At 66.5% G+C, this 22,348-nt stretch carries 19 protein-coding genes and 2 pseudogenes; 14 read left to right on the top strand and 7 right to left on the bottom strand.

Annotated elements, in window-relative coordinates:
- Positions 1 to 10: 10 nt before the first annotated feature.
- The gene (gene dnaG / locus ACQ858_RS14175; protein WP_431273335.1) at positions 11 to 1,945 is read right to left on the bottom strand and encodes a DNA primase; all 1,935 of its coding nucleotides are present in this window, start codon (positions 1,943 to 1,945) and stop codon (positions 11 to 13) included.
- A gap of 81 nt (positions 1,946 to 2,026) precedes the next feature.
- Between dnaG and ACQ858_RS14170 the strand changes: the two are divergent.
- A pseudogene (locus ACQ858_RS14170) lies at positions 2,027 to 2,908 on the top strand (YihY/virulence factor BrkB family protein); the annotation flags it as partial.
- 27 nt (positions 2,909 to 2,935) lie between these two features.
- On the opposite strand, the pseudogene ACQ858_RS14165 reads toward ACQ858_RS14170, so the two are convergent.
- Together ACQ858_RS14165 and ACQ858_RS14160 are read right to left on the bottom strand one after the other, a co-directional pair.
- A pseudogene (locus ACQ858_RS14165) lies at positions 2,936 to 3,695 on the bottom strand (3-hydroxyacyl-CoA dehydrogenase).
- Positions 3,696 to 3,858: 163 nt separating this feature from the next.
- Entirely contained in the window at positions 3,859 to 4,416 is a 558-nt protein-coding gene (locus ACQ858_RS14160) for a phasin family protein (protein ID WP_431276866.1), read from the bottom strand.
- Between the two features lie 166 nt (positions 4,417 to 4,582).
- Between ACQ858_RS14160 and ACQ858_RS14155 the strand changes: the two genes are divergently transcribed.
- The 7 genes from ACQ858_RS14155 (at position 4,583) to ACQ858_RS14125 (ending at position 12,244) form a co-directional block, all read left to right on the top strand.
- Positions 4,583 to 5,512: a histone deacetylase family protein gene (locus ACQ858_RS14155; RefSeq protein ID WP_431276865.1), complete on the top strand. Its 930-nt coding sequence runs from the start codon at positions 4,583 to 4,585 to the stop codon at positions 5,510 to 5,512.
- Positions 5,509 to 5,946 carry an acyl-CoA thioesterase gene (locus ACQ858_RS14150; protein WP_431273334.1) on the top strand — a complete coding sequence of 146 codons (438 nt, stop codon included), beginning with the start codon at positions 5,509 to 5,511 and terminating at the stop codon, positions 5,944 to 5,946. The genes ACQ858_RS14155 and ACQ858_RS14150 overlap by 4 nt, the downstream gene beginning before the upstream one ends.
- 126 nt (positions 5,947 to 6,072) lie before the next feature.
- On the top strand, positions 6,073 to 7,287 hold the full coding sequence (gene pncB / locus ACQ858_RS14145; protein WP_431273333.1) for a nicotinate phosphoribosyltransferase: 1,215 nt from the start codon (positions 6,073 to 6,075) through the stop codon (positions 7,285 to 7,287).
- Positions 7,284 to 8,708, top strand: a complete 1,425-nt coding sequence (locus ACQ858_RS14140; protein WP_431273332.1) for a sodium:proton antiporter — start codon at positions 7,284 to 7,286, stop codon at positions 8,706 to 8,708. The genes pncB and ACQ858_RS14140 overlap by 4 nt, the downstream gene beginning before the upstream one ends.
- A gap of 2 nt (positions 8,709 to 8,710) precedes the next feature.
- Positions 8,711 to 9,697, top strand: a complete 987-nt coding sequence (locus tag ACQ858_RS14135) for a 2-hydroxyacid dehydrogenase (RefSeq protein ID WP_431273331.1) — start codon at positions 8,711 to 8,713, stop codon at positions 9,695 to 9,697.
- A gap of 19 nt (positions 9,698 to 9,716) precedes the next feature.
- Positions 9,717 to 11,060 (top strand): DNA recombination protein RmuC, encoded by a 1,344-nt coding sequence (locus tag ACQ858_RS14130; RefSeq protein WP_431276864.1) that lies wholly within the window; start codon positions 9,717 to 9,719, stop codon positions 11,058 to 11,060.
- Entirely contained in the window at positions 11,057 to 12,244 is a 1,188-nt protein-coding gene (locus tag ACQ858_RS14125) for an MFS transporter (RefSeq protein WP_431273330.1), read from the top strand. The genes ACQ858_RS14130 and ACQ858_RS14125 overlap by 4 nt, the downstream gene beginning before the upstream one ends.
- Positions 12,245 to 12,361: 117 nt before the next feature.
- Here the strand turns inward: ACQ858_RS14125 and ACQ858_RS14120 are convergent, their stop codons facing one another.
- The 3 genes from ACQ858_RS14120 to earP all read right to left on the bottom strand — a co-directional run bounded on the left by ACQ858_RS14120 (position 12,362) and on the right by earP (position 15,098).
- The gene (locus ACQ858_RS14120) at positions 12,362 to 13,255 is read right to left on the bottom strand and encodes a TIGR00730 family Rossman fold protein (RefSeq protein WP_431273329.1); all 894 of its coding nucleotides are present in this window, start codon (positions 13,253 to 13,255) and stop codon (positions 12,362 to 12,364) included.
- A gap of 90 nt (positions 13,256 to 13,345) precedes the next feature.
- Positions 13,346 to 13,900 (bottom strand): elongation factor P, encoded by a 555-nt coding sequence (efp, locus tag ACQ858_RS14115; RefSeq protein WP_431273328.1) that lies wholly within the window; start codon positions 13,898 to 13,900, stop codon positions 13,346 to 13,348.
- A gap of 127 nt (positions 13,901 to 14,027) precedes the next feature.
- The gene (gene earP / locus ACQ858_RS14110; protein ID WP_431273327.1) at positions 14,028 to 15,098 is read right to left on the bottom strand and encodes an elongation factor P maturation arginine rhamnosyltransferase EarP; all 1,071 of its coding nucleotides are present in this window, start codon (positions 15,096 to 15,098) and stop codon (positions 14,028 to 14,030) included.
- Between the two features lie 48 nt (positions 15,099 to 15,146).
- Between earP and ACQ858_RS14105 the strand changes: the two genes are divergently transcribed.
- The 4 genes from ACQ858_RS14105 to ACQ858_RS14090 all read left to right on the top strand — a co-directional run bounded on the left by ACQ858_RS14105 (position 15,147) and on the right by ACQ858_RS14090 (position 19,187).
- Complete coding sequence (locus tag ACQ858_RS14105) at positions 15,147 to 15,629, top strand: OsmC family protein (protein ID WP_431273326.1); 483 nt, start codon at positions 15,147 to 15,149, stop codon at positions 15,627 to 15,629.
- Between the two features lie 4 nt (positions 15,630 to 15,633).
- Positions 15,634 to 17,595: an excinuclease ABC subunit UvrC gene (gene uvrC, locus ACQ858_RS14100; RefSeq protein WP_431273325.1), complete on the top strand. Its 1,962-nt coding sequence runs from the start codon at positions 15,634 to 15,636 to the stop codon at positions 17,593 to 17,595.
- A gap of 138 nt (positions 17,596 to 17,733) precedes the next feature.
- A complete protein-coding gene (gene pgsA, locus ACQ858_RS14095) occupies positions 17,734 to 18,300 on the top strand; it encodes a CDP-diacylglycerol--glycerol-3-phosphate 3-phosphatidyltransferase (protein WP_431276863.1) in 567 nt (188 codons plus the stop codon).
- Complete coding sequence (locus ACQ858_RS14090; protein ID WP_431273324.1) at positions 18,297 to 19,187, top strand: DMT family transporter; 891 nt, start codon at positions 18,297 to 18,299, stop codon at positions 19,185 to 19,187. The genes pgsA and ACQ858_RS14090 overlap by 4 nt, the downstream gene beginning before the upstream one ends.
- Before the next feature lie 6 nt (positions 19,188 to 19,193).
- On the opposite strand, the gene ACQ858_RS14085 is transcribed toward ACQ858_RS14090, so the two are convergent.
- Entirely contained in the window at positions 19,194 to 20,138 is a 945-nt protein-coding gene (locus ACQ858_RS14085; RefSeq protein WP_431276862.1) for a LysR substrate-binding domain-containing protein, read from the bottom strand.
- A 75-nt stretch (positions 20,139 to 20,213) separates the two neighbouring features.
- Here ACQ858_RS14085 and ACQ858_RS14080 point away from each other — a divergent pair, with 75 nt between their 5' ends.
- On the top strand, positions 20,214 to 21,110 hold the full coding sequence (locus ACQ858_RS14080; protein WP_431273323.1) for an alpha/beta fold hydrolase: 897 nt from the start codon (positions 20,214 to 20,216) through the stop codon (positions 21,108 to 21,110).
- Positions 21,107 to 22,192 carry a tartrate dehydrogenase gene (locus ACQ858_RS14075; RefSeq protein WP_431273322.1) on the top strand — a complete coding sequence of 362 codons (1,086 nt, stop codon included), beginning with the start codon at positions 21,107 to 21,109 and terminating at the stop codon, positions 22,190 to 22,192. Before ACQ858_RS14080 ends, ACQ858_RS14075 begins: the two co-directional genes overlap by 4 nt.
- The last annotated feature ends 156 nt before the right edge of the window (positions 22,193 to 22,348 follow it).

Below are 22,348 nucleotides of genomic sequence, written 5' to 3'. Positions count from 1 at the left end.
AAGTGCCGCTTCACGTACCCGGTCTCAGGCGCCTGCGCAACTCGAGCCGTCGGATTTCCAGGGCCTTGTAACGCTCCAGGGCCAGCGGATCGCTTCCGACGGCCCCGATCGCCTCGCTCTGCTGGGCCTTGAGGAGGTCGTCGAGCATGTAGCCGAGCACGTTGCGCAACTCGTGCGCCGCGTCGGCGGCGCCTTCGCCCTCGGCGCTCACCAGCGGGCCGCCTTCGGGGCCGGTCATGACGCGCAGGGCGAGCGCTTCGAAGGGCTGGTCCCGCAATCCCTCGCGCAGCGCCGCCCACGGCTGGACGCCGTGCTCGTGCAGCTGGCTGTCGAGCCAGGCGAAGAGCGGCCCATGATCCCCGGGCAGGTCGCAGAGCATGGCGTGGAGCTCGTGCGACAAGCCCTCCCATTCGGCCATGTTCGACAGGATCAGCCGTGCCGCCACGTCGGGCCGGCTCGTGGGCAGCTTGCGGCCGCCCGGCGGTGGACGCGGCGGCGACGGCGGGCGGGAGGATTTGAAGCGCCGCCGGTCCGGAAAGCTCCGGGGCGCGTCTTCGACCCATTCGCCGCGGCCGGCCCAGGCGCTCCAGTCGCCGTCGCTGGCGGCGGCTGGCACGGGCGGAGGCGCCTTGCTGGTCGTCGGCGCCCAGAGGTCGCCGAGCTCCTGGCCGCTCAATTGCACCAGCGCCGCGATTTCGCCGAGCAACTGACGTTTGAGGGCGCCCTCCGGCAGCGCAGTCCATAGCGGCCGGGCATTGCTGGCCATGTGCGCGCGGCCTTCGGCCGTTCCCAGGTCGCAGCCTTCGCGCGCGGCTTCGATCATGAATCGGCTGAGCGGCGTGGCCTCGTTGACGAATCGTGCGAACGCATCGGCGCCGAATTCCCGGATGAAGCTGTCCGGGTCGTGCTCCGCCGGCAGGAAGAGGAACTTGATGTTGCGCACGTCCGTCGCGTAGGGCAGCGCGCCGTCGAGCGCCTTGCGCGCCGCGCGCCGGCCGGCGGCGTCGCCGTCGAAGCTGAAGACCACGGAGTCGGTGAAGCGGAACAGCTTCTGCACGTGCTCCGGCGTGCAGGCGGTCCCCAGCGTCGCGACCGCGTTCGGAAAGCCGAGCTGGGCGAGCGCCACCACGTCCATGTAGCCCTCGGTAACGAGGGCGTAGCCGCGCTCGCGGAATGCGGCGCGGGCTTCGAAGAGCCCATAGAGCTCGCGTCCCTTGCTGAAGACCGGCGTTTCCGGGGAATTCAGGTACTTGGGCTTCTCGTCGCCGAGAACCCGGCCGCCGAATCCGATGCATTCGCCCTTCACGTTGCGGATGGGGAACATCACCCGGTCACGGAACCGGTCGTAGCGCCTGCCTTCGCCGCTGTCGTCCGCTTCGGCGGCGATCACGAGTCCGCTTTCGGTCAGGAGCGGGTCGTCATAGTCCGGGAACACGCTGGCCAGCGTGCGCCAGCCCGCCGGCGCATAGCCGATGCCGAAGTGGCGTGCGATCTCGCCCGAGACGCCGCGGCCCTTGAGGTAGTCGATCGCGCCTTTCGACTGCCGCAGGTGCTTGCGGTAGGCGTCGCCCGCCCGGGCGAGCACCTCGGTCAGCGTGGCCTGCTTCTGGCGCTGGCCGGCGGCGCGTGCGCGTTCCTCGGGGGAGGCGTTGTCCTCGGGGACCTGCATGCCGTACTGCCCGGCGAGGTCGTGTACCGCCTCGACGAAGCCCATCCCGCCGTGCTCCATCAGGAAGCCGATCGCATTGCCGTGCGCGCCGCAGCCGAAGCAGTGATAGAACTGCTTGGTCGGGCTGACCGAGAACGATGGCGACTTCTCCCCGTGGAACGGGCACAGGCCCATGAAGTTGGCGCCCGCCTTCTTGAGCTGGACGTAGCGCCCGACGATCTCCACGATGTCGGCGCGCGCGATCAGTTCCTGGATGAAAGAGGCGGGGATGGTCATGGAGGCGGAGAGCGGCAAATGATACGCAAGCCATCAAATGGTCGCCGGCCGGCGGCATACTCGTCTTCCCGAAACCGACCAATGATCCGCCGATCCATCCATCACGCCGTGCCGCTGCTGCGACACCCACTCCAGTTCATGTGGGAGGCGCTCAAGGGCTTCAAGGCCAACCAGGGGCTGCTGCTTGCGGGCGCGGTCGCCTATTACGCGCTGCTGTCGATCGTGCCGCTCCTGATCGTCAGCGTGATGGCGCTGTCGCACTTCATCGACCAATCCGCGCTGCTCGACGCGGTCGGGCGCTACCTCGAATGGCTCGTGCCGGGGCAATCGCGCGCGCTGGTCGCCGAACTGTCGAATTTCCTTGCCCATGCCGGCGTGCTCGGGCCGGTGCTGCTGCTGACGATGATCTTCTTCAGCTCGCTGGGGTTCACGGTGCTGGAGAGCGCGATGGCGGTGATCTTCCACCATCGCAAGGCGGACCATTCGAGGCATTTCCTGATGTCGGCGGTGATGCCGTACATCTACATCTTCTGTCTGTGCATCGGGCTCATGCTCGTCACGCTGGTGTCCGGTGCGCTGCAGATCATCGGCGAAGAGCGTGTCGAGTTGCTCGGCCGCAGCTGGTCGCTCTCGGGTGTATCGGGGGTTCTGCTGTATCTGCTGGGGTTGACCGGCGAGATTTTCATGCTGACCTCGCTCTACCTGGTGATGCCGGTCGGTCATTTGCGGTGGCGGCACGCGCTGCTCGGCGGAGTGACCGCGGCGCTGCTCTGGGAAGTGACGCGCCGGGTCCTGGTGCTGTATTTCGCGACGCTGTCGCAGGTGAGCGTGGTCTACGGCTCGCTGACGACGGCGATCGTGGTGCTCCTGAGCCTGGAGATCGCCGCGACGCTGGTGCTGTTCGGCGCGCAGGTCATCGCGCAATACGAGCGCCTGGAGCGCACGGGCAGCCTGAAGCCGCCCGACGATTCCGAAGGCGCCTTGGGGGCTTCAACGAGGCGCCAGCCGGATCGCGCCGTCGAGCCGGATCACCTCGCCGTTGAGCATGTCGTTCTCGATGATGTGCCGGGCAAGCTTCGCGTAGTCCTCGGGCGTGCCCAGGCGCGAGGGGAAGGGCACGCTCGCGGCCAGCGCGTCCTGCACTTCCTTTGGCATGCCGAACAGCATCGGCGTGCCGAAGATGCCGGGAGCGATCGTCATGTTGCGGATGCCGCTGCGCGCCAGGTCGCGCGCGATAGGCAGCGTCATGCCGACGACGCCACCCTTCGATGCGCTGTAGGCGGCCTCGGCCGATCTGGCCGTCGTAGGCCGCGACGGATGCGGTGGAGATCAGCACGCCACGCTCGCCGGTCGATTCGGGCTCGTTCCTGCTCATCGCGTCTGCTGCCAGGCGGATCATGTTGAAGCTGCCCACCAGGTTGACCGTGACCGTCTTGCTGAAGACCGCCAGGCCGTGCGGCCCGTTCTTGCCGACGGTCTTTTCGGCGGGCGCGATGCCGGCGCAATTGACGAGGCCCACCAGCTTGCCCAGCTTGAGGGCGGCCGCCACGGCGGCCTGGCCGTCTGCTTCCTGGCTCACGTCGCATTTGACGAAGACGCCACCGATCTCCTCGGCGACCGCCTCGCCCTTGTCGGCCTGCATGTCGGCGATGACCACCTTGCCGCCGTTCGCCGCCAGCATGCGCGCCGTGCCCTCGCCGAGCCCCGAGGCGCCGCCGGTGACGATGAAAACCTTGCCTGCGATCTGCATGAACTTTTCTCCTGTGTGTCTCGTTGGGGGTAATTATTGATTGCGCGCCGGGATGGGCGAAAAAAGGCCTCGTCGCAAGACGAGGCCCTGGAATTGGATCCCGAAGGACCCAAGGAGACAATCTTCGCCCGCTCGAGGCAGGCGGTTGTTGCTGATTGATTTCTTAGCGCTTGCGCGAAGCCGTTTGAGCGGTGCTCTTGGCGGCGTTCACGGCGGTGGTGGACACGGCCTGGAAGTTGGCTTCCGCGACGTCGGTGGCTTGCTTGACAGCCTTTTGCACCGATTCGAAAGCGTTGTTGGCGGCGGCCACGGCGCTCTTCATCACGGCGACGGCGGTTTCCGAACCGGCGGGAGCGTTCTTGGCGGCGCTGTCGACCAGGCCGACGAAGGCTTGCTGGGCTTCAGCGGCCTTGACTTCGAACGCCTTGGTGAACTCGGCGCCGGTGCCTTGGGCGATGTCGTACAGGTGACGGCTGTAGGCGGCGGTCTTCTCGGCGAGGGGCTGGAACAGGCTGGCTTGCAGCGTGAGTAGTTCCTGGGCGTCCTTGACGTTCAGCAGGGCCTGGCTGGCGTCGGCGGCTTCGGTCAGAGCGGCCTTGGAAGCGGTCACGTTGAGTTCGACGAGCTTTTCAACGCCTTCGAAAGCCTTGTTGGTCAGGCCGAAGAGGGTTTCGAGGTTGGCTTTTTGAGCAGCGATCAGTTGGTCAGCGGTGAGGGCCATTTGGGAGCTCCAGTTTGAGTTGACGGGTGGTTTCACTTGAAGCTGCTCCTCTAATGGTGCGGTGCAGCATGGCCTCAAGTATTAGCGAGGCAATCGCTCCGGACAAGGGGTTTTTGTTGCTTTGCAGCAATTTAGACGGCAATTTCTAAATCGCGAAAATGTCGCGATGCGTGCGTTTTATTCGGGCCAATTCGTTCTGCCGCTGCCGCCGGGTCACCGTTTTCCGATGGGACGGTACGCCCTGCTGCGCCAGGGGCTCGAGCGCCAGTTGGAGGAGGTCCGCATGTTCGAGGCGCCGCGCGCCACCGACGGCGAGCTCGCCCTGGTTCATACCCCGCAATGGATAGGAGCGATCAGCGACGGCAGCGTGAGCGCCGCGGCGATGCGCGAGATCGGCTTTCCGTGGAGCGAGGCGATGGTCGAGCGGTCGCGGCGTTCGACCGGCGCGACCATCGCGGCCTGTCGGGCGGCCTTCGCCGAAGGCGTGTCGGGCAACATGGCCGGCGGCACCCACCACGCCAGCGCCGGCAAGGGCGGGGGCTTCTGCGTCTTCAACGACGCAGCCGTCGCTGCGAGGCTCATGCAGGCGGAGCATGGCCGTCGCGCGCACGCGCCGTTGCAGGTCGCGATCGTCGATCTGGACGTGCACCAGGGCAACGGCACCGCAAGCATCTTTCAGCGCGATCCGAGCGTGTTCACGCTGTCGATCCACGGGCAGAAGAACTTTCCCTTTCGCAAGGAGGCCAGCGACCTCGATGTCGAATTGCCCGACGGCTGCGGGGACGCCGACTACCTCGCCGCCGTGGAGCATGCGCTCGACGAACTGGAGCGCCGCTTCACGCCGGGGCTCGTCATCTACCTGGCCGGCGCGGACCCGTTCGAGCGCGACCGGCTCGGCCGTCTCAAGCTGAGCTTCGACGGCCTGGAGGCGCGCGACCGGCGGGTGTTCGACTTCGCGTGGCAGCGCCGCATTCCTCTGGCATTCGCCATGGCAGGAGGCTATGCAGCGGACATCGCGGAGACGGTGCAGGTTCAGCTCGGCACCTTCCGCGTGGCCTTCGAATACTGGCGCCGCTGGCAAAATGCCGCGCCATGAGCGACCGACCGACTCCCCAACTGCGCAGCAGCTACCGCGTCTTCCGCAAGATCCCGACACGGTGGATGGACAACGACATGTACGGCCATGTCAACAACGTCGTCTACTACAGCTGGTTCGACACGGCGGTCAACACGCACCTGATCGAGCGCGGCGCGCTGGACATCCATCACGGCAGCACGATCGGCTTCGTGGTCGAGACGCAGTGCAACTATTTCGCGCCGCTGGCGTACCCGCAGACGGTCGAGGCCGGCATCCGGGTGGTGCGGGCAGGGACTTCGAGCGTTCAGTACGAAATCGGCCTCTTCGCCGAGGGTGCCGAAACGGCTGCGGCGCAGGGGCATTTCGTGCACGTCTATGTGGATCGCGAGACGCAGCGGCCGGTGAAGCTGCCGCCGGCGCTCCAGGCGGTGGTTGACGAGTTGCGCGTCTGAACGGCCTCTTCGCGTGGCCATGAAGAAATAGCGTCCTCGGACGGGGAAGGGGGCTTAAGCGCATGCGGACGCCCGCCGTGATAATCGAATGCACGCCGATTACCCCGGGGACAAGCGCGCCACATCATGATCATCCAAAGCCTGCTCGACACCGATCTCTACAAGTTCACCATGATGCAGGTCGTGCTGCATCACTTCCCGGGTGCGCGCGTCGAATATCGCTTCAAGTGCCGCAACCCGGGCGTCGACCTCGCGCGCTTCGCCGGACAGATCCGCGAGGAGATCCGCCATCTGTGCTCGCTGCAGTTCAAGGATGCGGAGCTCAGCTACCTGCGTTCGATGCGCTTCATCAAGAGCGACTTCGTGGACTTCCTCGGGCTGTTCCGCCTGAACGAGAAGTACATCAACATCATTCCGTTGCCTTCCGGCGAGCTCGACATCCGGATCCGGGGCCCCTGGCTGCACACGATCCTGTTCGAGATCCCGGTGCTGTCGATCGTCAACGAGGTCTACTTCCGCAACACACAGCCGCGGCCCGACTATGCCGAGGGGCGCCGCCGGCTGGAGGCCAAGATCGTCCAGTTGCAGGACGACCGGCTGGCCGACCTCAAGATCGCCGATTACGGTACGCGCCGCCGTTTCTCCAACGAATGGCACGAGGAAGTGCTGCGCACGCTCGCCGACCGGCTCGGCGCGGTGACCCCGCAGCCGCCGCATGGCCTGTCCAAGCTGCCGCAGTTTGCGGGCACCAGCAATGTGCTGTATGCGATGAAGCTCGGCCTGATCCCCCTCGGCACCATGGCGCACGAGTACCTCCAGGCCTGCCGTGCGCTCGGTCCGCGGCTGCGGGACAGCCAGGTCTTCGGCTTCGAGATCTGGGCGAAGGAATACCGCGGCGATCTCGGGATCGCACTCTCCGACGTCTACGGCATGAGCGCCTTCCTGCGCGACTTCGACCTGTACTTCTGCAAGCTCTTCGACGGCGCGCGCCACGACAGCGGCGACCCGTTCCAGTGGGGCGAGCGCATGCTGGCCCATTACGCGGCCAACCGCGTCGACCCGCGCACGAAGACGCTGATCTTCAGCGACAGCCTCACGGTGCCGCGCACCATCGAGCTCTACCAGCAGTTCAGCGGGCGCTGCCAGCTCGCCTTCGGCATCGGCACCAACCTGACCAACGACCTCGGCTATGAGCCGCTGCAGATCGTCATCAAGATGATCGCCTGCAACGACCAGCCGGTGGCCAAGCTGTCCGACACGCCGTCCAAGAACATGTGCGAGGACGAGCGGTATCTCGCCTACCTGCGCCAGGTCTTCGACATCGAGCAGCCTGCCGCATGACGGCGCCGGTGCCGCCGAAGAGAGTCCTTCGCTGTCTCGCCTTCGTTCTGCTGGCGTCGCCGGCCGCCGTGTGGGCGGCCGATATCGACGGCGCCAGGCTTTCGGCGTGGTGGAGCCTGCCGTTCGTGGGCACGCTGGTGTCGATCGCGCTGTTGCCGCTCGGGGCGCCGGCCTTCTGGCATCACCACTACGGCAAGGTCATCGCGGGCTGGGCGCTGGCTTTCCTGCTGCCTTTCGCCGCGATCAACGGGGTGCATCTCGCAGGCGCGCAACTGGTGCATGCACTGGTCGCCGAATACATCCCTTTCATCGCCGTGCTGGCCGCGCTGTTCGCGGTCTCCGGCGGGATTCACATCCGCGGCAATCTGCGCGGCTCGCCGCGGCTCAATACCGCGATCCTCGCGATCGGCGCCGTGCTCGCGAGCCTGATGGGCACCACCGGTGCCTCCATGCTGCTGATCCGGCCGCTGATCCGGGCCAACGACAACCGGCGGCACAAGGCGCATGTGATCGTCTTCTTCATCTTCATCGTGTCGAACGTGGGCGGCGCGCTCACGCCGCTGGGCGATCCGCCGCTCTTCCTGGGCTTTCTGAAGGGCGTCGACTTCACCTGGACGCTGAGAAACATCCTGCCGGAAACCCTGTTCGTGACCGGCATCCTGCTCGTGCTTTTCTACCTGCTCGACGCCTGGTACTTCCGCCACGAGGCGCTGCTGCCTTTCGATCCGACGCCGGACTCGCGCGGCGTCGCCTTCGAGGGCGCGATCAACTTCTGGCTGCTGGGCGGCATTGTGTTCTTCGTGCTGCTGAGTGGCGTGTGGAAGTCGAAGATCGGCTTCGACGTCTTCGGCACGGAGGTGGGGCTCCCGGGCCTGGTGCGCGACGCAGCGCTGGTCGCGATCGTCCTGATGTCGCTGCGCATCACGCCGTCCCGGGTGCATGCGGCGAATCATTTCGGCTGGGGGCCGATGATCGAGGTCGCCAAGCTCTTCGCGGGCATCTTCGTGACCATCGTGCCGGTGATCGCCATGCTGAAGGCCGGCACGGGCGGTCCCTTCGGCGCCATCGTCGCGGCAGTCACCCGGCCCGACGGACAGTCCGATCCGGCCATGTACTTCTGGGCCACCGGCATCCTCAGTTCCTTCCTGGACAATGCGCCGACTTACCTGGTGTTCTTCAATACGGCCGGCGGCGATCCGCAAGCCCTGATGACCACCTACGCGACGACGCTGGCCGCAATCTCCGCCGGTGCCGTGTTCATGGGCGCCAACACCTACATCGGCAACGCGCCCAACCTGATGGTCAAGGCCATCGCGGAAAGCCGCGGCGTTCGGATGCCGAGCTTCTTCGGCTACATGCTGTGGTCGGGAGGCATCCTGGTGCCGCTCTTTGTTCTTGCCACCTTCATTTTTTTCCGTTGATCATGAACAAGCCCAAAGTCCTCGTCGCCCGTTCGATCTTTCCCGAGACCATCGCCCGCCTCGAAGAACATTTCGAGGTGGAGGCCAACCCGCGCGACGAAAGCTGGAGCAAGGCGCAGCTCATCGCCAAGCTGAGGGGCAAGCAGGGCGTCTTCACCACCGGCAGCGAGCGCATCGACGCCGAGGTGCTCGACGCCTGCCCGGACCTGAAGATCTGCGCCAACATGGCGGTCGGCTACAACAACTTCGACATCGATGCGATGACCGCGCACGGCGTGCTCGGCACCAACGCGCCGGACGTGCTCACCGAGACCACCGCCGATTTCGGCTTCGCGCTGCTGATGGCCGCCGCGCGCCGCATCGCCGAGAGCGAGCATTTCCTGCGCGCCGGCAAGTGGGAGAGATGGAGCTACGACATGTTCGCCGGCTCCGACATCCACGGCTCGACGCTGGGCATCATCGGCATGGGCCGCATCGGGCAGGGCATCGCGAAGCGGGGCGCGCATGGCTTCGGCATGAAGGTGATCTATCACAACCGCTCGCGGCTCGATGCGAAGCTCGAGGCCGAGTGCAAGGCCAGGTATGTCGGCAAGGAGGAGCTTCTGAAGAGCGCCGACCATGTCGTGCTGGTCGTCCCCTACACGCCGGCTTCGCACCACACGATCGGCGCCGCCGAGATCGCGCTCATGAAACCGACCGCGACCCTCGTCAACATCGCGCGCGGGGGCATCGTCGACGACGCGGCGCTCGCCGTGGCGCTGCGCGAGAAGCGCATCGCCGCCGCCGGCCTCGACGTCTTCGAGGGCGAGCCGAAGGTGCATCCCGACTTGCTCAAGGTGCCGAACGTGGTCCTGACGCCGCACATCGCCAGCGCAACCGTGCCGACGCGCCGCGCGATGGCCGATCTCGCGGCGGACAACCTCATCGGCTATCTGGTGCACGACAAGCCGGTCACGCCGCTCAATCCTTCCGTTCTCGCAACCCGATAAGAAAACCTGCAGACCCGTGATCGAAACCTGGATCCTGCTGGCCCTCGCGGCCCTGAATTTCATCCTCGTCGTGTGGCTGCTGGCGCGCAAGCCGTCGCCGCCGGACCACTCGGCGCTGATCGCCACCCTGGCCGCCAGCAACGAGCGCATCGAGCGCGAGTTGCGCCACGAGATCGGCGAGTCGTCGCGCGGCGCCCGGCAGGAGACCGCCCAGGCCTTCGTCACCTTCCAGCAGGCGCTGGTGCACCAGGGCGCGGAATCCACGCGAACGCAGAACGCGCAGATCGACGCCTTCGCGCAGCAGCTCGCCCTGCTGCAGAAGTCGCTCGCCGACACGCTCAACACGCAGTTGCAGGGATTGAGCGAATCCAACGCACGGCGGCTCGCCGAAGTGCGAGCGACGATGGAGACGCAGCTCGCGCAGCTCCAGCAGACCAACACCGCCAAGCTCGACGAGATGCGCAGGACCGTGGACGAAAAGCTCCAGAGCACGCTCGAAGCCCGTCTCGGCGAAAGCTTCAAGCAGGTCGCCGACCGGCTCGAGCAGGTGCACAAGGGGCTCGGCGAGATGCAGACGCTCGCAGTCGGCGTTGGCAGCCTTCAGCGTGTGCTGACCAACGTGAAGACGCGCGGCGTGTTCGGCGAAGTCCAGCTCGAAGCCTTGCTCGAACAGGTGCTGACGCCGGACCAGTACGCCAAGCAGGTGGAAACCAAGCCGCGCAGCGGGCAGCGCGTCGATTTCGCGATCCGCTTCCCGGGGCGGGGCGGCGATGGTGCGCCGGTGTGGCTGCCGATCGACGCCAAGTTCCCGCGCGACGACTACGAGCGCCTGCTCGATGCGCACGAGCGTGCCGATCCCGGTGCGGCCGAAGCGGCGGCCAAGGCGCTCGAAGCGCGCATCCGGACCGAAGCGAAGTCCATCGCGGAGAACTACCTCGCCGCGCCGCATACCACCGATTTCGCGGTTCTATTCCTGCCGGTCGAAAGCCTCTATGCCGAAGTGCTGCGCCGTCCCGGCTTGATGGACGCGATCCAGCGGCAGCACCGGGTGACGCTGGCGGGGCCGACCACGCTGCTCGCGATGCTCAACAGCCTGCACATGGGCTTTCGCACGCTGGCGCTGGAGCATCAGGCTTCCGAGGTCTGGAAGGTGCTCGGCGCGGTCAAGACCGAGTTCGAGCGCTATGGCGACTGGGTCGCACGCATCAAGGAGCAGGTGTCCAAGGCTTCCGACACCATCGACAAGGCCGATACGCGGGCCAAGCAGATGCGGCTGGCGCTTCGCAAGGTGGAAGCCCTGCCGGAGTCGCAGACGCAGGGGCTGCTGCCGCTCATCGATAGCGAGGACGACAACGCCTCGTGACCGCCGGCTTGCTTCGCCTGATCCTCGCGCAGGTCTGCCTGCACGCGGCGATGACGGGCACCCGGCTCGCGGCGCCGTTGCTTGCGCTGCGCGAGGGCCGCAGCGCCGCGTCGGTCGGCGTGCTGCTGTCGCTGTTCGCGTTGACGCAGGTTTTTCTCGCGCTGCCGGCGGGCCGCTTTGCGGATCGTCATGGACTGCGCCGGCCGCTGTCCATCGCGGTGGTCTCGGCGGCCAGCGGCGCAGCGCTGGCAGGGACGTTTCCCGTGTTTCCGGTGCTCTGTCTCTCGGCCCTGCTCACCGGCGGCGCGACCGGCATTGCGGTGATCGCGTTGCAGCGCCATGTCGGTCGAGCCGCGGGCGGACCGGCCCAGCTCAAACAGGTGTTCAGCTGGCTCGCCATCGCCCCGGCTGCGGCCAACTTCGTGGGGCCGTTCGTGACCGGGCTCCTGATCGACCACGCGGGCCCGACGCCGGGTGATCTGATCGGCTATCGCGTCGCTTTCGCGTTGCTCACCCTGCTGCCGATCGTCTGCTGGCTCCTGGCGCGCGGCGCCAAGGAGCTTCCCACCGGGCGCCGTCACGAAGGCACTGCCGTGCCGCGCGCCTGGGACCTTCTGGCCGAGCCGATGTTCAGGAGACTCCTGTTCGTGAACTGGCTGCAGTCCGCCGCATGGGATGTGCACACCTTCGTGCTGCCGATCCTTGGGCACGAGCGCGGCCTCAGCGCCTCGACGATCGGCAGCATTCTCGGCGCCTTCGCGGTCGCGGCCGCCGGAATCCGCGTCGTGCTGCCGCTGGTGGCTTCGAGGTTCAGCGAGCGCGTCGTCATCACCGCATCGAACGTGATCACGGCGCTCGTCTTCGCCGTCTATCCGCTGATGACCTCGGCCATCGGCATGGGCGCGTGCTCGGTGGTTCTGGGCATCGCACTCGGCGCGGTGCAGCCCATGGTGATGAGCATGCTCCACCAGATCACGCCGCATGCGCGTCACGGCGAGGCGCTTGGCTTGCGTGTGATGACCCTGAACGCTTCCAGCGTCGCGATGCCGATGCTCTTCGGCGCGGCCGGCGCGGTGACCGGCGTGGCGGGCGTGTTCTGGATCGTCGGCGGGGTGGTCGCCCTGGGCACCCGCTCCGTCTGGGGCCTTCAGGCCCCGCCGCCTGAAAACCCTGCGACGCATTGAGACCAGGCACGGAGAAGCCAGAAACACCGCGGAACCGGCTTCGCCGGTCCGCCGGTGTTGCCCCCGGCAGGGGGTGGAGAGCGGCACGAAGTGCGCGAGCCTGGGGGCGAGCTGGAACTACAGCTTGTAGAAGTCCTTGACGTAGGCCCAGGCGTCCTCGGGGGTGTCGACATACTCGATCAGCTTCACGTCCCCCGGCGAGATCACGCCTTCCTCGGCCAGAAAGTCGAAATTGATGAGCTGCTTCCAATAGTCCGACCCGAAGAGCACGATCGGCACCGGCTTGGCCTTTCGCGTCTGCACGAGCGTGATGACTTCGAACAGTTCGTCCAGCGTTCCGAAGCCGCCCGGAAAGGCGACGAGTGCCTTCGCGCGCATCATGAAATGCATCTTGCGGATCGCGAAGTAGTGGAACTTGAAGCTCAGAGCCGGCGTGACATAGGGGTTGGCTTCTTCCTCCATCGGCAGGGCGATCGCGAGCCCGACCGAGATCCCGCCGCCTTCATACGCCCCGCGGTTGGCCGCCTGCATGATGCCCGGGCCGCCGCCGGTGCAGATGAAGAGCTTGTCTTCCGGATCGCAGTCGTTGCCGTACTGCGCGACGAGCTTGCCGAAGGCCCGTGCCTTCTCGTAGTAGTGCGAGCTTCGGGCCAGCTTGCGCCAGCGCTCCGCTGCCGCGGTGTCGCCTGCTGCCTCGGCCTGCGCGATCAGCGCGCCGGATTCTTCTTCACTGCGGAAGCGCGCGCTGCCGAACACCACGATGGTGTTCTCGATGCCGTGCGCGCGCATCTCGATGTCGGGCTTCATGAGCTCCAGCTGCATCCGGAGCCCGCGGGTTTCGCGGCGAAGGAGGAATTCGGGATCGGCGAAGGCCAGCCGCGAGGGATCGGTATGGAGCGGAAGCCCCTTGTCCGCATGGGCCTGCAGGGTGGCCCATGCGTCGGCGAGTCGTTTGTCGTGAAGGTCGTGTGTACTGTTGGGCATGTTCTTGCGCGGGAAGCGGGTGAGCATTGTGCGCCTTGCAGGTTCCGGAGCCCGCCGGTGGCGTTCAGACGAAAAAAGGCTCCCGAAGGAGCCTTTTAGAGTGAGCACTCGAATCGCTCAGACGCGCTTGCGGTATTCGCCGGTGCGGGTGTCGATTTCGATGCGGTCGCCTTGCGAGACGAACAGCGGCACGCCGATTTCGAAGCCGGTCGAGATCTTCGCGGGTTTCATGACCTTGCCGGAGGTGTCGCCCTTGACGGCCGGTTCGGTCCAGGTGATTTCGCGCTCGACGCTGGTCGGCAGCTCGACCGAGATCGCCTTGCCGTCGTAGAAGACCACTTCGACCGGCATGCCGTCTTCGAGGTAGTTCAGGGCGTCGCCCATGTTCTCGGCTTCGACTTCGTACTGGTTGTATTCGGTGTCCATGCAGACGTACATCGGGTCGGCGAAGTAGGAGTAGGTGCAATCCTTCTTCTCGAGGATGATCTGCTCCATCTTGTCGTCGGCCTTGAAGACCACTTCGGTGTTGAAGTTGGCGATCAGGCTCTTGAGCTTCATGCGCACGGTGGCAGAGTTGCGGCCGCCGCGGCTGTATTCGGTCTTGAGGACGACCATGGGGTCCTTGCCGTGCATGATCACGTTGCCGGCGCGAATTTCTTGAGCGATTTTCATAATCAGGATCTCTGGATGTAAGCCGCTCGTTGCATTTGCACCGCGGCGGGTTCGGCGGAAAAGCTGGCGCCGGGGGCGATCTGGCGATCGGGGCTGGCCAAGCCGGAATTCCGCAAAGCCCGTAATTTTAGCTTTTTTGGGTCACGAAACGGAGCAGACGGGTCAAAAGATCCTCCTGCGCCAGCAGAGACTCCCTTGCCGCCTGTACCGCCGAGCCCCATTCCGCAAGCGTTTGCCGGTCGATCAGGGGCAGCGGGGCTGGCGAAATGCCATTCCAGCGGTGATGGAAGTCGCGCAGCGAACGCGGTGCGCTCAGCCAGTCGAGGAAGGCATCGAGCTTGGTGTGGTGCGCGTCGTCGTCCTGCGGATAGATCTGCCACACGAAGGGGGCGCCCGCCCAGAGCGCACGGACCAGCGAATCCTCACCCCGGACGAAATTGAGGTGAGAGGCCCAGAGCAGGTGATCGAATTCGGTCTGCGAGACGTAGGGCAGCCAGGAAATCGACAGAGCGCCGCGCTGGGAAGGCCCCGGCGGGAGCGCGGCGGCGGCGCGGCCGGCCGTCACCAGCAGCCGGGTCGGCTCGCCGGCGTTTTCCAGCTGCGCAAGCAGGTTGTCGAGTGCGCGCGGTTCGTAGCAGAAGAGCGAGACCAGCCGCTCGCCGCGCCGGGCAATGTCGTGTGCCGAGAGCCACGCGGCGCGGTCGAATCGTTCGCGCCGCGCGATCAGGTCGGGCTCGCGCAGCAGGCCGCCGGTCGCGGTGGTGAAGCCGGGATAGAAGAAATGCTTGGTCAGGCCCGCGCCGGGATCCCTGAAGACCGGGGAGGGCAGGCGATGGAGCCGCTCGACGTAGGGTTCGGCGGAGAGGTATTCGAGGTTGATCCACCGATGCCGCGCCCCGTCGGCGTGCCGCTGGCGGGCGAAAAGAGAGACGACTTCGGGCGCCGGATCGCAGCCGAATGCCTCGATCAGCACGTCCGGCGCGGGCGCGGCGGCGGCGTGCCGCGCGGCATCGCGTTCGGTCCAGCGGACCACCGTGATGCCGGGGCATCCGGCCGGCGCCATCCAGGCCAGCGCGGAAGGCTCGTCGATCCAGAGCCGCACCGTTTCACCCCGGCCCGCGAGTCCGGCCGCGAGCCGCCAGCAAACGCCGACGTCGCCGTGGTTGTCGATCACCTTGCAGAAAATGTCCCAGCGCATCGCGGGATACTCTACAGCCCCCCACCCGATTCACCGGAGACAGCATCCATGGCCCAGTACTCGGCCGAAATCACCTGGCATCGCGGCGACCAGGACTTCGTCGGCAATCGCTACAGCCGCCGCCATGCGATCCGCTTCGATGGTGGCGCCGAATGGGCGGGTTCGTCGTCGCCGCACGTGGTGCCGGTGCCGTTGTCCGATCCGTCCGCCGTCGATCCGGAGGAGGCCTTCGTCGCCTCGCTCTCGAGCTGCCACATGCTGTGGTTTCTGTCCATCGCGGCGAAAAGAGGCTTCTGCGTGGAGCGTTACGTCGACCGCGCCGTCGGCCGGATGGGCGCCAACGCCGCGGGCAAGATCGCGATGACCGTGGTCACGCTGCGGCCGGAGGTGCAGTTCTCGGGCGGGCGCCTTCCTTCCGCCGCGCAGATCGAGGAAATGCACCATGCGGCGCATGACGAGTGCTTCATCGCCAATTCCGTGAAGACCGAGGTCCGGTGCGAACCGGTGCTCACGGAAGTGGCTCCCCGGTAAATCGATGTCAGAAACGCATTCGGAACAATTGCTCAATGAGGTCGCGGCCCTGCCGCAGCTGCCGGGCGTCTACCGCTATTTCGATTCGGCGGGGGCGGTGCTCTACGTCGGCAAGGCGCGCAACCTGAAGAAGCGCGTCGCGAATTACTTCCAGAAGAACCACGCCGGCACCCGCATCGGCCACATGATCTCGAAGATCGCGCGCATGGAGACCACGGTGGTGCGCTCCGAGGCCGAGGCGCTGCTGCTCGAGAACAACCTGATCAAGACGCTCAAGCCGCGCTACAACATCCTGTTTCGCGACGACAAGAGCTATCCGTACCTGAAGATCGCCTCGCACGAGTTTCCGAGGTTGGCGTATTACCGCGGCTCGGTGGATCGCAAGCACCGCTACTTCGGGCCCTACCCGAGCGCCTGGGCGGTGAAGGAATCGATCCAGCTCCTGCAGAAGGTGTTCAGGCTGCGGACCTGCGAGGACACGGTCTACAGCAATCGCACGCGGCCCTGCCTGCTCTACCAGATCAAGCGCTGCAGCGGACCGTGCGTCGGCTACATCGCTCCCCAGGACTATGCGCAGGACGTGGCCAATGCCGAAGCCTTCCTCCTGGGCGACACGCAGGCGGTGCTCACGCAGCTCGAGGCGCGGATGATGGCGCACGCCGAGAAGCTCGAGTTCGAGCAGGCGGCCGAGCTGCGCAACCAGATGTCGGCGCTGTCGCGCGTGCTGCACCAGCAGTCGGTCGAGATCGCATCGGACAAGGACGTCGACATCCTCGCGGTCAAAGTCCAGGGCGGAAAGGCCTGCGTCAATCTCGCGATGGTGCGCGGCGGGCGGCACCTGGGCGACCGGGCGTACTTCCCGGTGCATGTCGAGGACGCCACGTTGATCCAGCATGGCGAGAGCGCCGCGGAAGGCGACGACGATGCGCCGGCGCCCACGCCTGTGGAGGTGCAGGTGCTGGAGGCCTTCATCGCGCAGCACTACATCGACGTCCCGGTGCCGGCCACGCTGGTGCTGAGCGAGCTGGTGAGCCGCGAGCTGATCGAGGCGATCTCGCAGCAGGCCGGCGCGCGCGTCACGGCGGTGTTCCAGCCGCGCGAGCAGCGGCGCCACTGGCTGGAGATGGCGAGCAAGAACGCCAGCCTGCAACTCGCGCGGTTGCTCGCGGAGGAGGGCTCGCAGCAGGCGCGCACCCGCGCGCTGGTCGATGCGCTCGAACTCGCACCGGATGATCTCGAGAACTTCCGCGTCGAATGCTTCGACATCTCGCACACCGCCGGCGAGGCGACTCAGGCGTCTTGCGTGGTGTTCGAGCGTCACGCGATGCAGAACCGCGAGTACCGCCGCTACAACATCGAAGGCATCACGCCCGGCGACGACTATGCCGCGATGCGGCAGGTGCTGCATCGCCGCTACGGCAAGCTCGCCGAGGCGATGGCCGCCGAAACCGATGCACCACCGGCCGGCGATGCGGCGGGTGCGGGTTCGGATGCGCCGGCGGGCACCCGCTCCGCGCGGATGCCGGACCTCGTGCTGGTCGATGGCGGCAAGGGACAGGTGTCGATGGCGCGCGAGGTGTTCAGCGAGCTCGGCCTGCCGCTGTCGCTGATCGTCGGCGTCGAGAAAGGCGAGGGCCGCAAGGTCGGGCTCGAGGAACTCGTGTTCGCCGACGGGCGCGAGAAGGTCTATCTCGGTCGCGATTCGGCGGCGCTGATGCTGGTCGCGCAGATCCGCGATGAGGCGCATCGATTCGCGATCACCGGCATGCGCGCCAAGCGGGCCAAGGTACGGGTCGGCGGCAGCCAGCTCGAAGACATCCCGGGCATCGGCCCGAAGCGCCGCGCGCGACTCTTGCAGCGCTTCGGTGGCATCCGCGGCGTCGCCGCAGCAAGTGTCGAGGACATTGCCTCCGTCGAGGGCATCGCTCAGGACCTGGCAGAAGAGATCTACAGAGCCCTGCACTAAGCTGCTCGGCCGGCGTAGCCAGGCCCGTTGGTGAAACACCGCGGAACCGGCTTCGCCGGTCCGCCGGTGTTGCCCCCTGCAAGGGGTGCAGAGCCACACGCAGTGGGCGAGGCTGGGGGTGTGCATATACTCGCCGGAATGTTCTGGACCTTGCCAACGATCATGACCTGGGCGCGCATCGTCGCGATTCCGCTGATCGTGGGTGTGTTCTACCTGCCGCTGTCGGAGCCGATGCGCAATCTCATCGCCACGGTGATGTTCATCGTGTTCGCGGCGACCGACTGGCTCGACGGCTTCCTGGCCCGCAAGCTCAACCAGACTTCCGCCTTCGGCGCGTTCCTCGATCCGGTGGCCGACAAGTTCCTCGTGTGCGCGTCGCTGCTCGTGCTCGTGCACCTCAATCGCGCCGACGTCTTCGTGGCGCTGATCATCATCGGCCGTGAGATCGCCATCTCCGCCCTGCGCGAATGGATGGCGCAGATCGGCGCCGGCAAGAGCGTCGCGGTCCACATGGTCGGCAAGATCAAGACCACGGTGCAGATGGTCGCGATCCCGTTCCTGCTCTTCAACGGCATGCTCTTCGGCTCGATCGACACGGGTGCGTGGGGGCAGTGGCTGATCTGGATCTCGGCTGTGCTCACCGTCTGGTCGATGGTCTATTACCTGCAAAAAGCCATTCCAGAAATCCGGGCGCGCGCGAAATGACGGCGACGGCCACGGCGGCCCGTCCGGCAGGCTGGCTGCGGGCCATGCCGGCGGTCTTCGTGCTGATCTGGAGCACCGGCTTCATCGTGGCGCGCTATGGCATGCCTTACGCGCCGCCGCTCAAGTTCCTGGTCGTGCGCTATGCGCTCTCGGTGATCTGCTTCCTCGTGTGGGTCGTTTCGGCGCGTGTCGCCTGGCCGCGCGATCGGGTGCAGTGGGGGCATCTCGCGCTGACCGGCGTGCTGATGCAGGCCGGGTATCTGGGCGGCGTCTGGGCCGCCGTCAGGGCAGGAATGGGCTCGGGGCTCGTTGCGTTGATGGTGGGCGTTCAGCCGGTCCTCACCGCCGTCTGGCTTTCGTTGCGCGGCGGCAGGGTGAGCGGCCGACAGTGGCTCGGACTGCTGCTCGGCTTCGCAGGCTTGGTGCTCGTGGTGTGGCGCAAGCTGGAGCAGGGCGGCGAAGTCAGCGTGCCGACGATGTCGCTGGCGATCACCGCGCTGCTCTCGATCACGGCGGGCACGCTCTACCAGAAGCGATTCGTCGCGCCCTGCGACGTACGAAGCGCCAATGCCATCCAGCTCGGTGCGGCGTTCATCGTCACGCTGCCGTTCGCGGCGCTGGAATCCGAAGGCATCCAGTGGAACCTGTCGTCGGGCGCTGCGATGGCGTGGTCGGTGCTCGCCCTGTCGCTCGGCGGCAGTTCATTGCTCTACATGCTGATCCAGCGCGGTACCGCGACCGCGGTCACGAGCCTGCTGTATCTGGTGCCGCCTTGCACCGCAGTGATGGCCTGGATTCTCTTCGCCGAACCGATCACGACGGTGACGCTGGTGGGAATCGCAATGACGGCCGTGGGCGTGAGTCTCGCGGTCCGCGGCCAGCGCTGAGCGCGGTCAGGGCAGGCGGCTGCCTTTCGATTTCCACGGCTCGCTGCGAAAGCGTTCGACGAGAAAGTCGATCAAGAGCCGGACGCGCTTCGGCGTCTTCGGCCGCCACGGTGCGATCCACTGGATGTCGGCGTCCGGCATCGCGAATTGAGGCAGCACGCGCACCAGGTCTCCCGACGCGAGGCTGGGTACGATGTCCCAGAGGCTGCGCAGCATCACGCCGCGGCCGGCGAGGCACCAGTCGCGAACCAGCTCGCCCGAATTGCTCGAAAGCGGGCCACGCACGCGGACGCGGGCGCTGCTCCCGTCCTTGAGGTGGCGCAGCGTCCAGAGGGCGAACTGGCGTTCGTCGCCGCTGCTGTTTTCACGCGCCACCAGACAATCGTGCGAGGCGAGCGCCGCGACGTCGGCTGGATGGCCTCTCCGTGCCAGATAGGCAGGTGCCGCTGCGAGCACGCGCTGGTTGCGCGCGATGCGCCTGGTCACCCAGCCGCCCGCATGGCGGGGCTGTGGCGCCCATAGCCACACCGCGCCGTCGTAGCCCTCGGCGCCGAGGTCGGGGAGCTTCTCCGCCAGAGTGAGCTGGATGTGCAGGCCGGGATGGCGCTCGTTGAACGCAGCCAGCGCCGGTCCGAGCCAGAGCCGGCCGAACCCGAAGGTCGCGACCAGACGGATCGTGCCGCTGAGTTCGGTCTGGCGTTCGCCGAGCTCGTTTTCCATCGCGGCGAAACCGTCGAGCAGCGCCCGGGCATGCAGGCACACCGTTTCGCCCTCGGCTGTCGCGCTCAGCCGGCGCGTCGTCCGGTCGAACAGTCGTTGCCCCAGCCGGGCTTCGAGGGCGCCGAGTCGCTTGGTCACGACCGACGGAACCACGTCCAGCGCGAGTGCTGCCGCGGCGAGGCTGCCGCGGTCGCGGATGGCCACGACGAGTTCCAGATCACTGCGTTCCATTGCTGCCATATCGGAAAGTATGAATTGGCTGATTGTTGCTTGATGCCGCAGCAACGCGCAACGCACAATGGACGCATGTTTGCTTCGTTCTCTTCCTTCGACCTCTCGCGAGACGGCGTGCGCCTGCACGGGAAGGTCGGGGGCAGCGGTGCGCCGCTGCTGCTGCTGCACGGGCACCCGCAGACGCACGCCATCTGGCACCGCGCGGCGCCGATGCTGGCCGAGCGCTTCACCGTGGTCATGATGGACCTGCGCGGCTATGGCGACTCCGACCGGCCCGAGGCGGACGAGGCGCATGCCCGCTACAGCAAGCGGGAGATGGCGCTCGACGCGCTGTCGGCGATGCGGGCGCACGGCTTCGAGCGTTTCGGCGTGCTCGCGCACGACCGCGGCGCGCGCGTGGCGCATCGGCTGGCGGCGGACCATCCGCAGGCGGTGGAGCGCATGATGCTGCTCGACATCGCGCCGACGCTTGCGATGTACCAGAACACCTCCGACGGCTTTGCGCGTGCGTACTGGCACTGGTTCTTCCTCATCCAGCCGCCGCCGTTGCCGGAGGCGCTCATCGCCTCCGATCCGGCGCGCTACGTGCGCAGCGTCATGGGCAGCCGGCATGCGGGGCTCGGGGCGTTTTCGCCCGAAGCACTTGCAGAGTACGAGCGATGCGCAGCCATCGACGGCACGGCGCGCGCAGTCTGCGAGGACTATCGCGCTTCGGCGACCATCGACCTCGATCACGATCGCGCGGACATCGCCGCCGGCCGCAAGCTCGACATGCCGCTGCGTGTGCTGTGGGGCGAGCATGGCGTCGTGGGTCGGTGCTTCGACGTGCTCGCGCTTTGGCGCGAACGGGCGCGGGATGTCACCGGCGGCACGCTGCCCTGCGGCCACTACATTCCCGAAGAAGCGCCCGCCGAGCTGGTCGCCGAAGCGCTTTCGTTTTTCCACGCAACCCCAAGGATTGAGACATGAGTACCCAACGAATCGCTGTCATCGCCGGCGACGGCATCGGCAAGGAAACCGTGCCCGAGGGGCTGCGCGTGCTCGACGCGGCAGCCCGCAAATTCGGCATCGACCTGAAGTTCGACCACTTCGACTTCTCGAGCTGGGATTACTACGAGAAGCACGGGAAGATGCTGCCCGACAACTGGAAGGACCAGATCGGCGGCCATGACGCGATCTTCTTCGGTGCGGTCGGCTGGCCCGAGAAGATCGCGGACCATGTGTCGCTGTGGGGCTCGCTGCTGCTGTTCCGGCGCGAGTTCGACCAGTACATCAACCTGAGGCCGGCGCGTCTGATGCCCGGCATCGTCGCGCCGGTGGTGCGCCGCGACGGCACGCCGAGGCAGCCCGGCGAGATCGACATGTACATCGTCCGTGAAAACACCGAGGGCGAGTACTCGAGCATCGGCGGCCGCATGTACGAAGGCACCGCGCGCGAGATCGTGATGCAGGAAACGGTGATGTCACGCCTCGGCGTGGATCGGGTGCTGAAGTTCGCGTTCGAGCTGGCAGCGGCGCGGCCGAAGAAGCACCTGACCAGCGCGACCAAGTCCAATGGCATCTCGATCACGATGCCCTATTGGGACGAGCGGGTCGCGGCGATGTCGAAGAGCTATCCAGGCGTGAAGCTCGACAAGTTCCACATCGACATCCTCACCGCGCACTTCGTGCAGCGGCCGGACTTCTTCGACGTGGTGGTGGCCAGCAATCTCTTCGGCGACATCCTCTCGGACCTCGGTCCGGCATGCACCGGAACGATCGGCATTGCGCCGAGCGCGAACCTGAATCCGGAGCGCACGACGCCGTCGCTGTTCGAGCCCGTGCACGGTTCGGCGCCGGACATCGCGGGCAAGGGAATCGCCAATCCGATCGGCCAGATCTGGTGCGGCGCCATGATGCTGGAGTTCCTGGGCCACAAGGCTGCGCACGACGCGATCCTCGCCGCCATCGAGAAGGTGCTGGACCCTCGAAGCGGCGCACCTCGGACGCCGGACATCGGCGGCACCGGACGCACGGTCGAACTCGGGAAGGCCATTGCAGAGGCCCTCTGACAGGGCATCGCAAAAACGCCACTAGAATCGCGCTCCTCGTTGTGGTCTATGGGGTGAGTGTCGTATTGACACCCCTTGGACCAGTGGTTGTAATCCCTGTCGGCAGTGCGCTGCCGGCGCGTCAGAACTGTCACCCAATTCCAAATTCGCAACTTG

Origin of the sequence: Variovorax ureilyticus (genome assembly GCF_050632185.1) — a bacterium.
Taxonomy (GTDB): Bacteria; Pseudomonadota; Gammaproteobacteria; order Burkholderiales; family Burkholderiaceae_C; genus Variovorax; species Variovorax ureilyticus_A.
Note: the sequence above shows the minus strand (reverse complement) of the source record. Positions and strands in the feature narration are given on the sequence as shown.

What these genes read in the sequence shown, in the direction of transcription:
- dnaG (WP_431273335.1), bottom strand. Translation starts at nt 1,945, where the DNA reads ATGACCATCCCCGCCTCTTTCATCCAGGAACTGATCGCGCGCGCCGAC.
- ACQ858_RS14160 (WP_431276866.1), bottom strand. Translation starts at nt 4,416, where the DNA reads ATGGCCCTCACCGCTGACCAACTGATCGCTGCTCAAAAAGCCAACCTC.
- ACQ858_RS14155 (WP_431276865.1), top strand. Translation starts at nt 4,583, where the DNA reads ATGCGTGCGTTTTATTCGGGCCAATTCGTTCTGCCGCTGCCGCCGGGT.
- ACQ858_RS14150 (WP_431273334.1), top strand. Translation starts at nt 5,509, where the DNA reads ATGAGCGACCGACCGACTCCCCAACTGCGCAGCAGCTACCGCGTCTTC.
- pncB (WP_431273333.1), top strand. Translation starts at nt 6,073, where the DNA reads ATGATCATCCAAAGCCTGCTCGACACCGATCTCTACAAGTTCACCATG.
- ACQ858_RS14140 (WP_431273332.1), top strand. Translation starts at nt 7,284, where the DNA reads ATGACGGCGCCGGTGCCGCCGAAGAGAGTCCTTCGCTGTCTCGCCTTC.
- ACQ858_RS14135 (WP_431273331.1), top strand. Translation starts at nt 8,711, where the DNA reads ATGAACAAGCCCAAAGTCCTCGTCGCCCGTTCGATCTTTCCCGAGACC.
- ACQ858_RS14120 (WP_431273329.1), bottom strand. Translation starts at nt 13,255, where the DNA reads ATGCTCACCCGCTTCCCGCGCAAGAACATGCCCAACAGTACACACGAC.
- efp (WP_431273328.1), bottom strand. Translation starts at nt 13,900, where the DNA reads ATGAAAATCGCTCAAGAAATTCGCGCCGGCAACGTGATCATGCACGGC.
- earP (WP_431273327.1), bottom strand. Translation starts at nt 15,098, where the DNA reads ATGCGCTGGGACATTTTCTGCAAGGTGATCGACAACCACGGCGACGTC.
- ACQ858_RS14105 (WP_431273326.1), top strand. Translation starts at nt 15,147, where the DNA reads ATGGCCCAGTACTCGGCCGAAATCACCTGGCATCGCGGCGACCAGGAC.
- uvrC (WP_431273325.1), top strand. Translation starts at nt 15,634, where the DNA reads ATGTCAGAAACGCATTCGGAACAATTGCTCAATGAGGTCGCGGCCCTG.
- pgsA (WP_431276863.1), top strand. Translation starts at nt 17,734, where the DNA reads ATGTTCTGGACCTTGCCAACGATCATGACCTGGGCGCGCATCGTCGCG.
- ACQ858_RS14090 (WP_431273324.1), top strand. Translation starts at nt 18,297, where the DNA reads ATGACGGCGACGGCCACGGCGGCCCGTCCGGCAGGCTGGCTGCGGGCC.
- ACQ858_RS14085 (WP_431276862.1), bottom strand. Translation starts at nt 20,138, where the DNA reads ATGGAACGCAGTGATCTGGAACTCGTCGTGGCCATCCGCGACCGCGGC.
- ACQ858_RS14080 (WP_431273323.1), top strand. Translation starts at nt 20,214, where the DNA reads ATGTTTGCTTCGTTCTCTTCCTTCGACCTCTCGCGAGACGGCGTGCGC.
- ACQ858_RS14075 (WP_431273322.1), top strand. Translation starts at nt 21,107, where the DNA reads ATGAGTACCCAACGAATCGCTGTCATCGCCGGCGACGGCATCGGCAAG.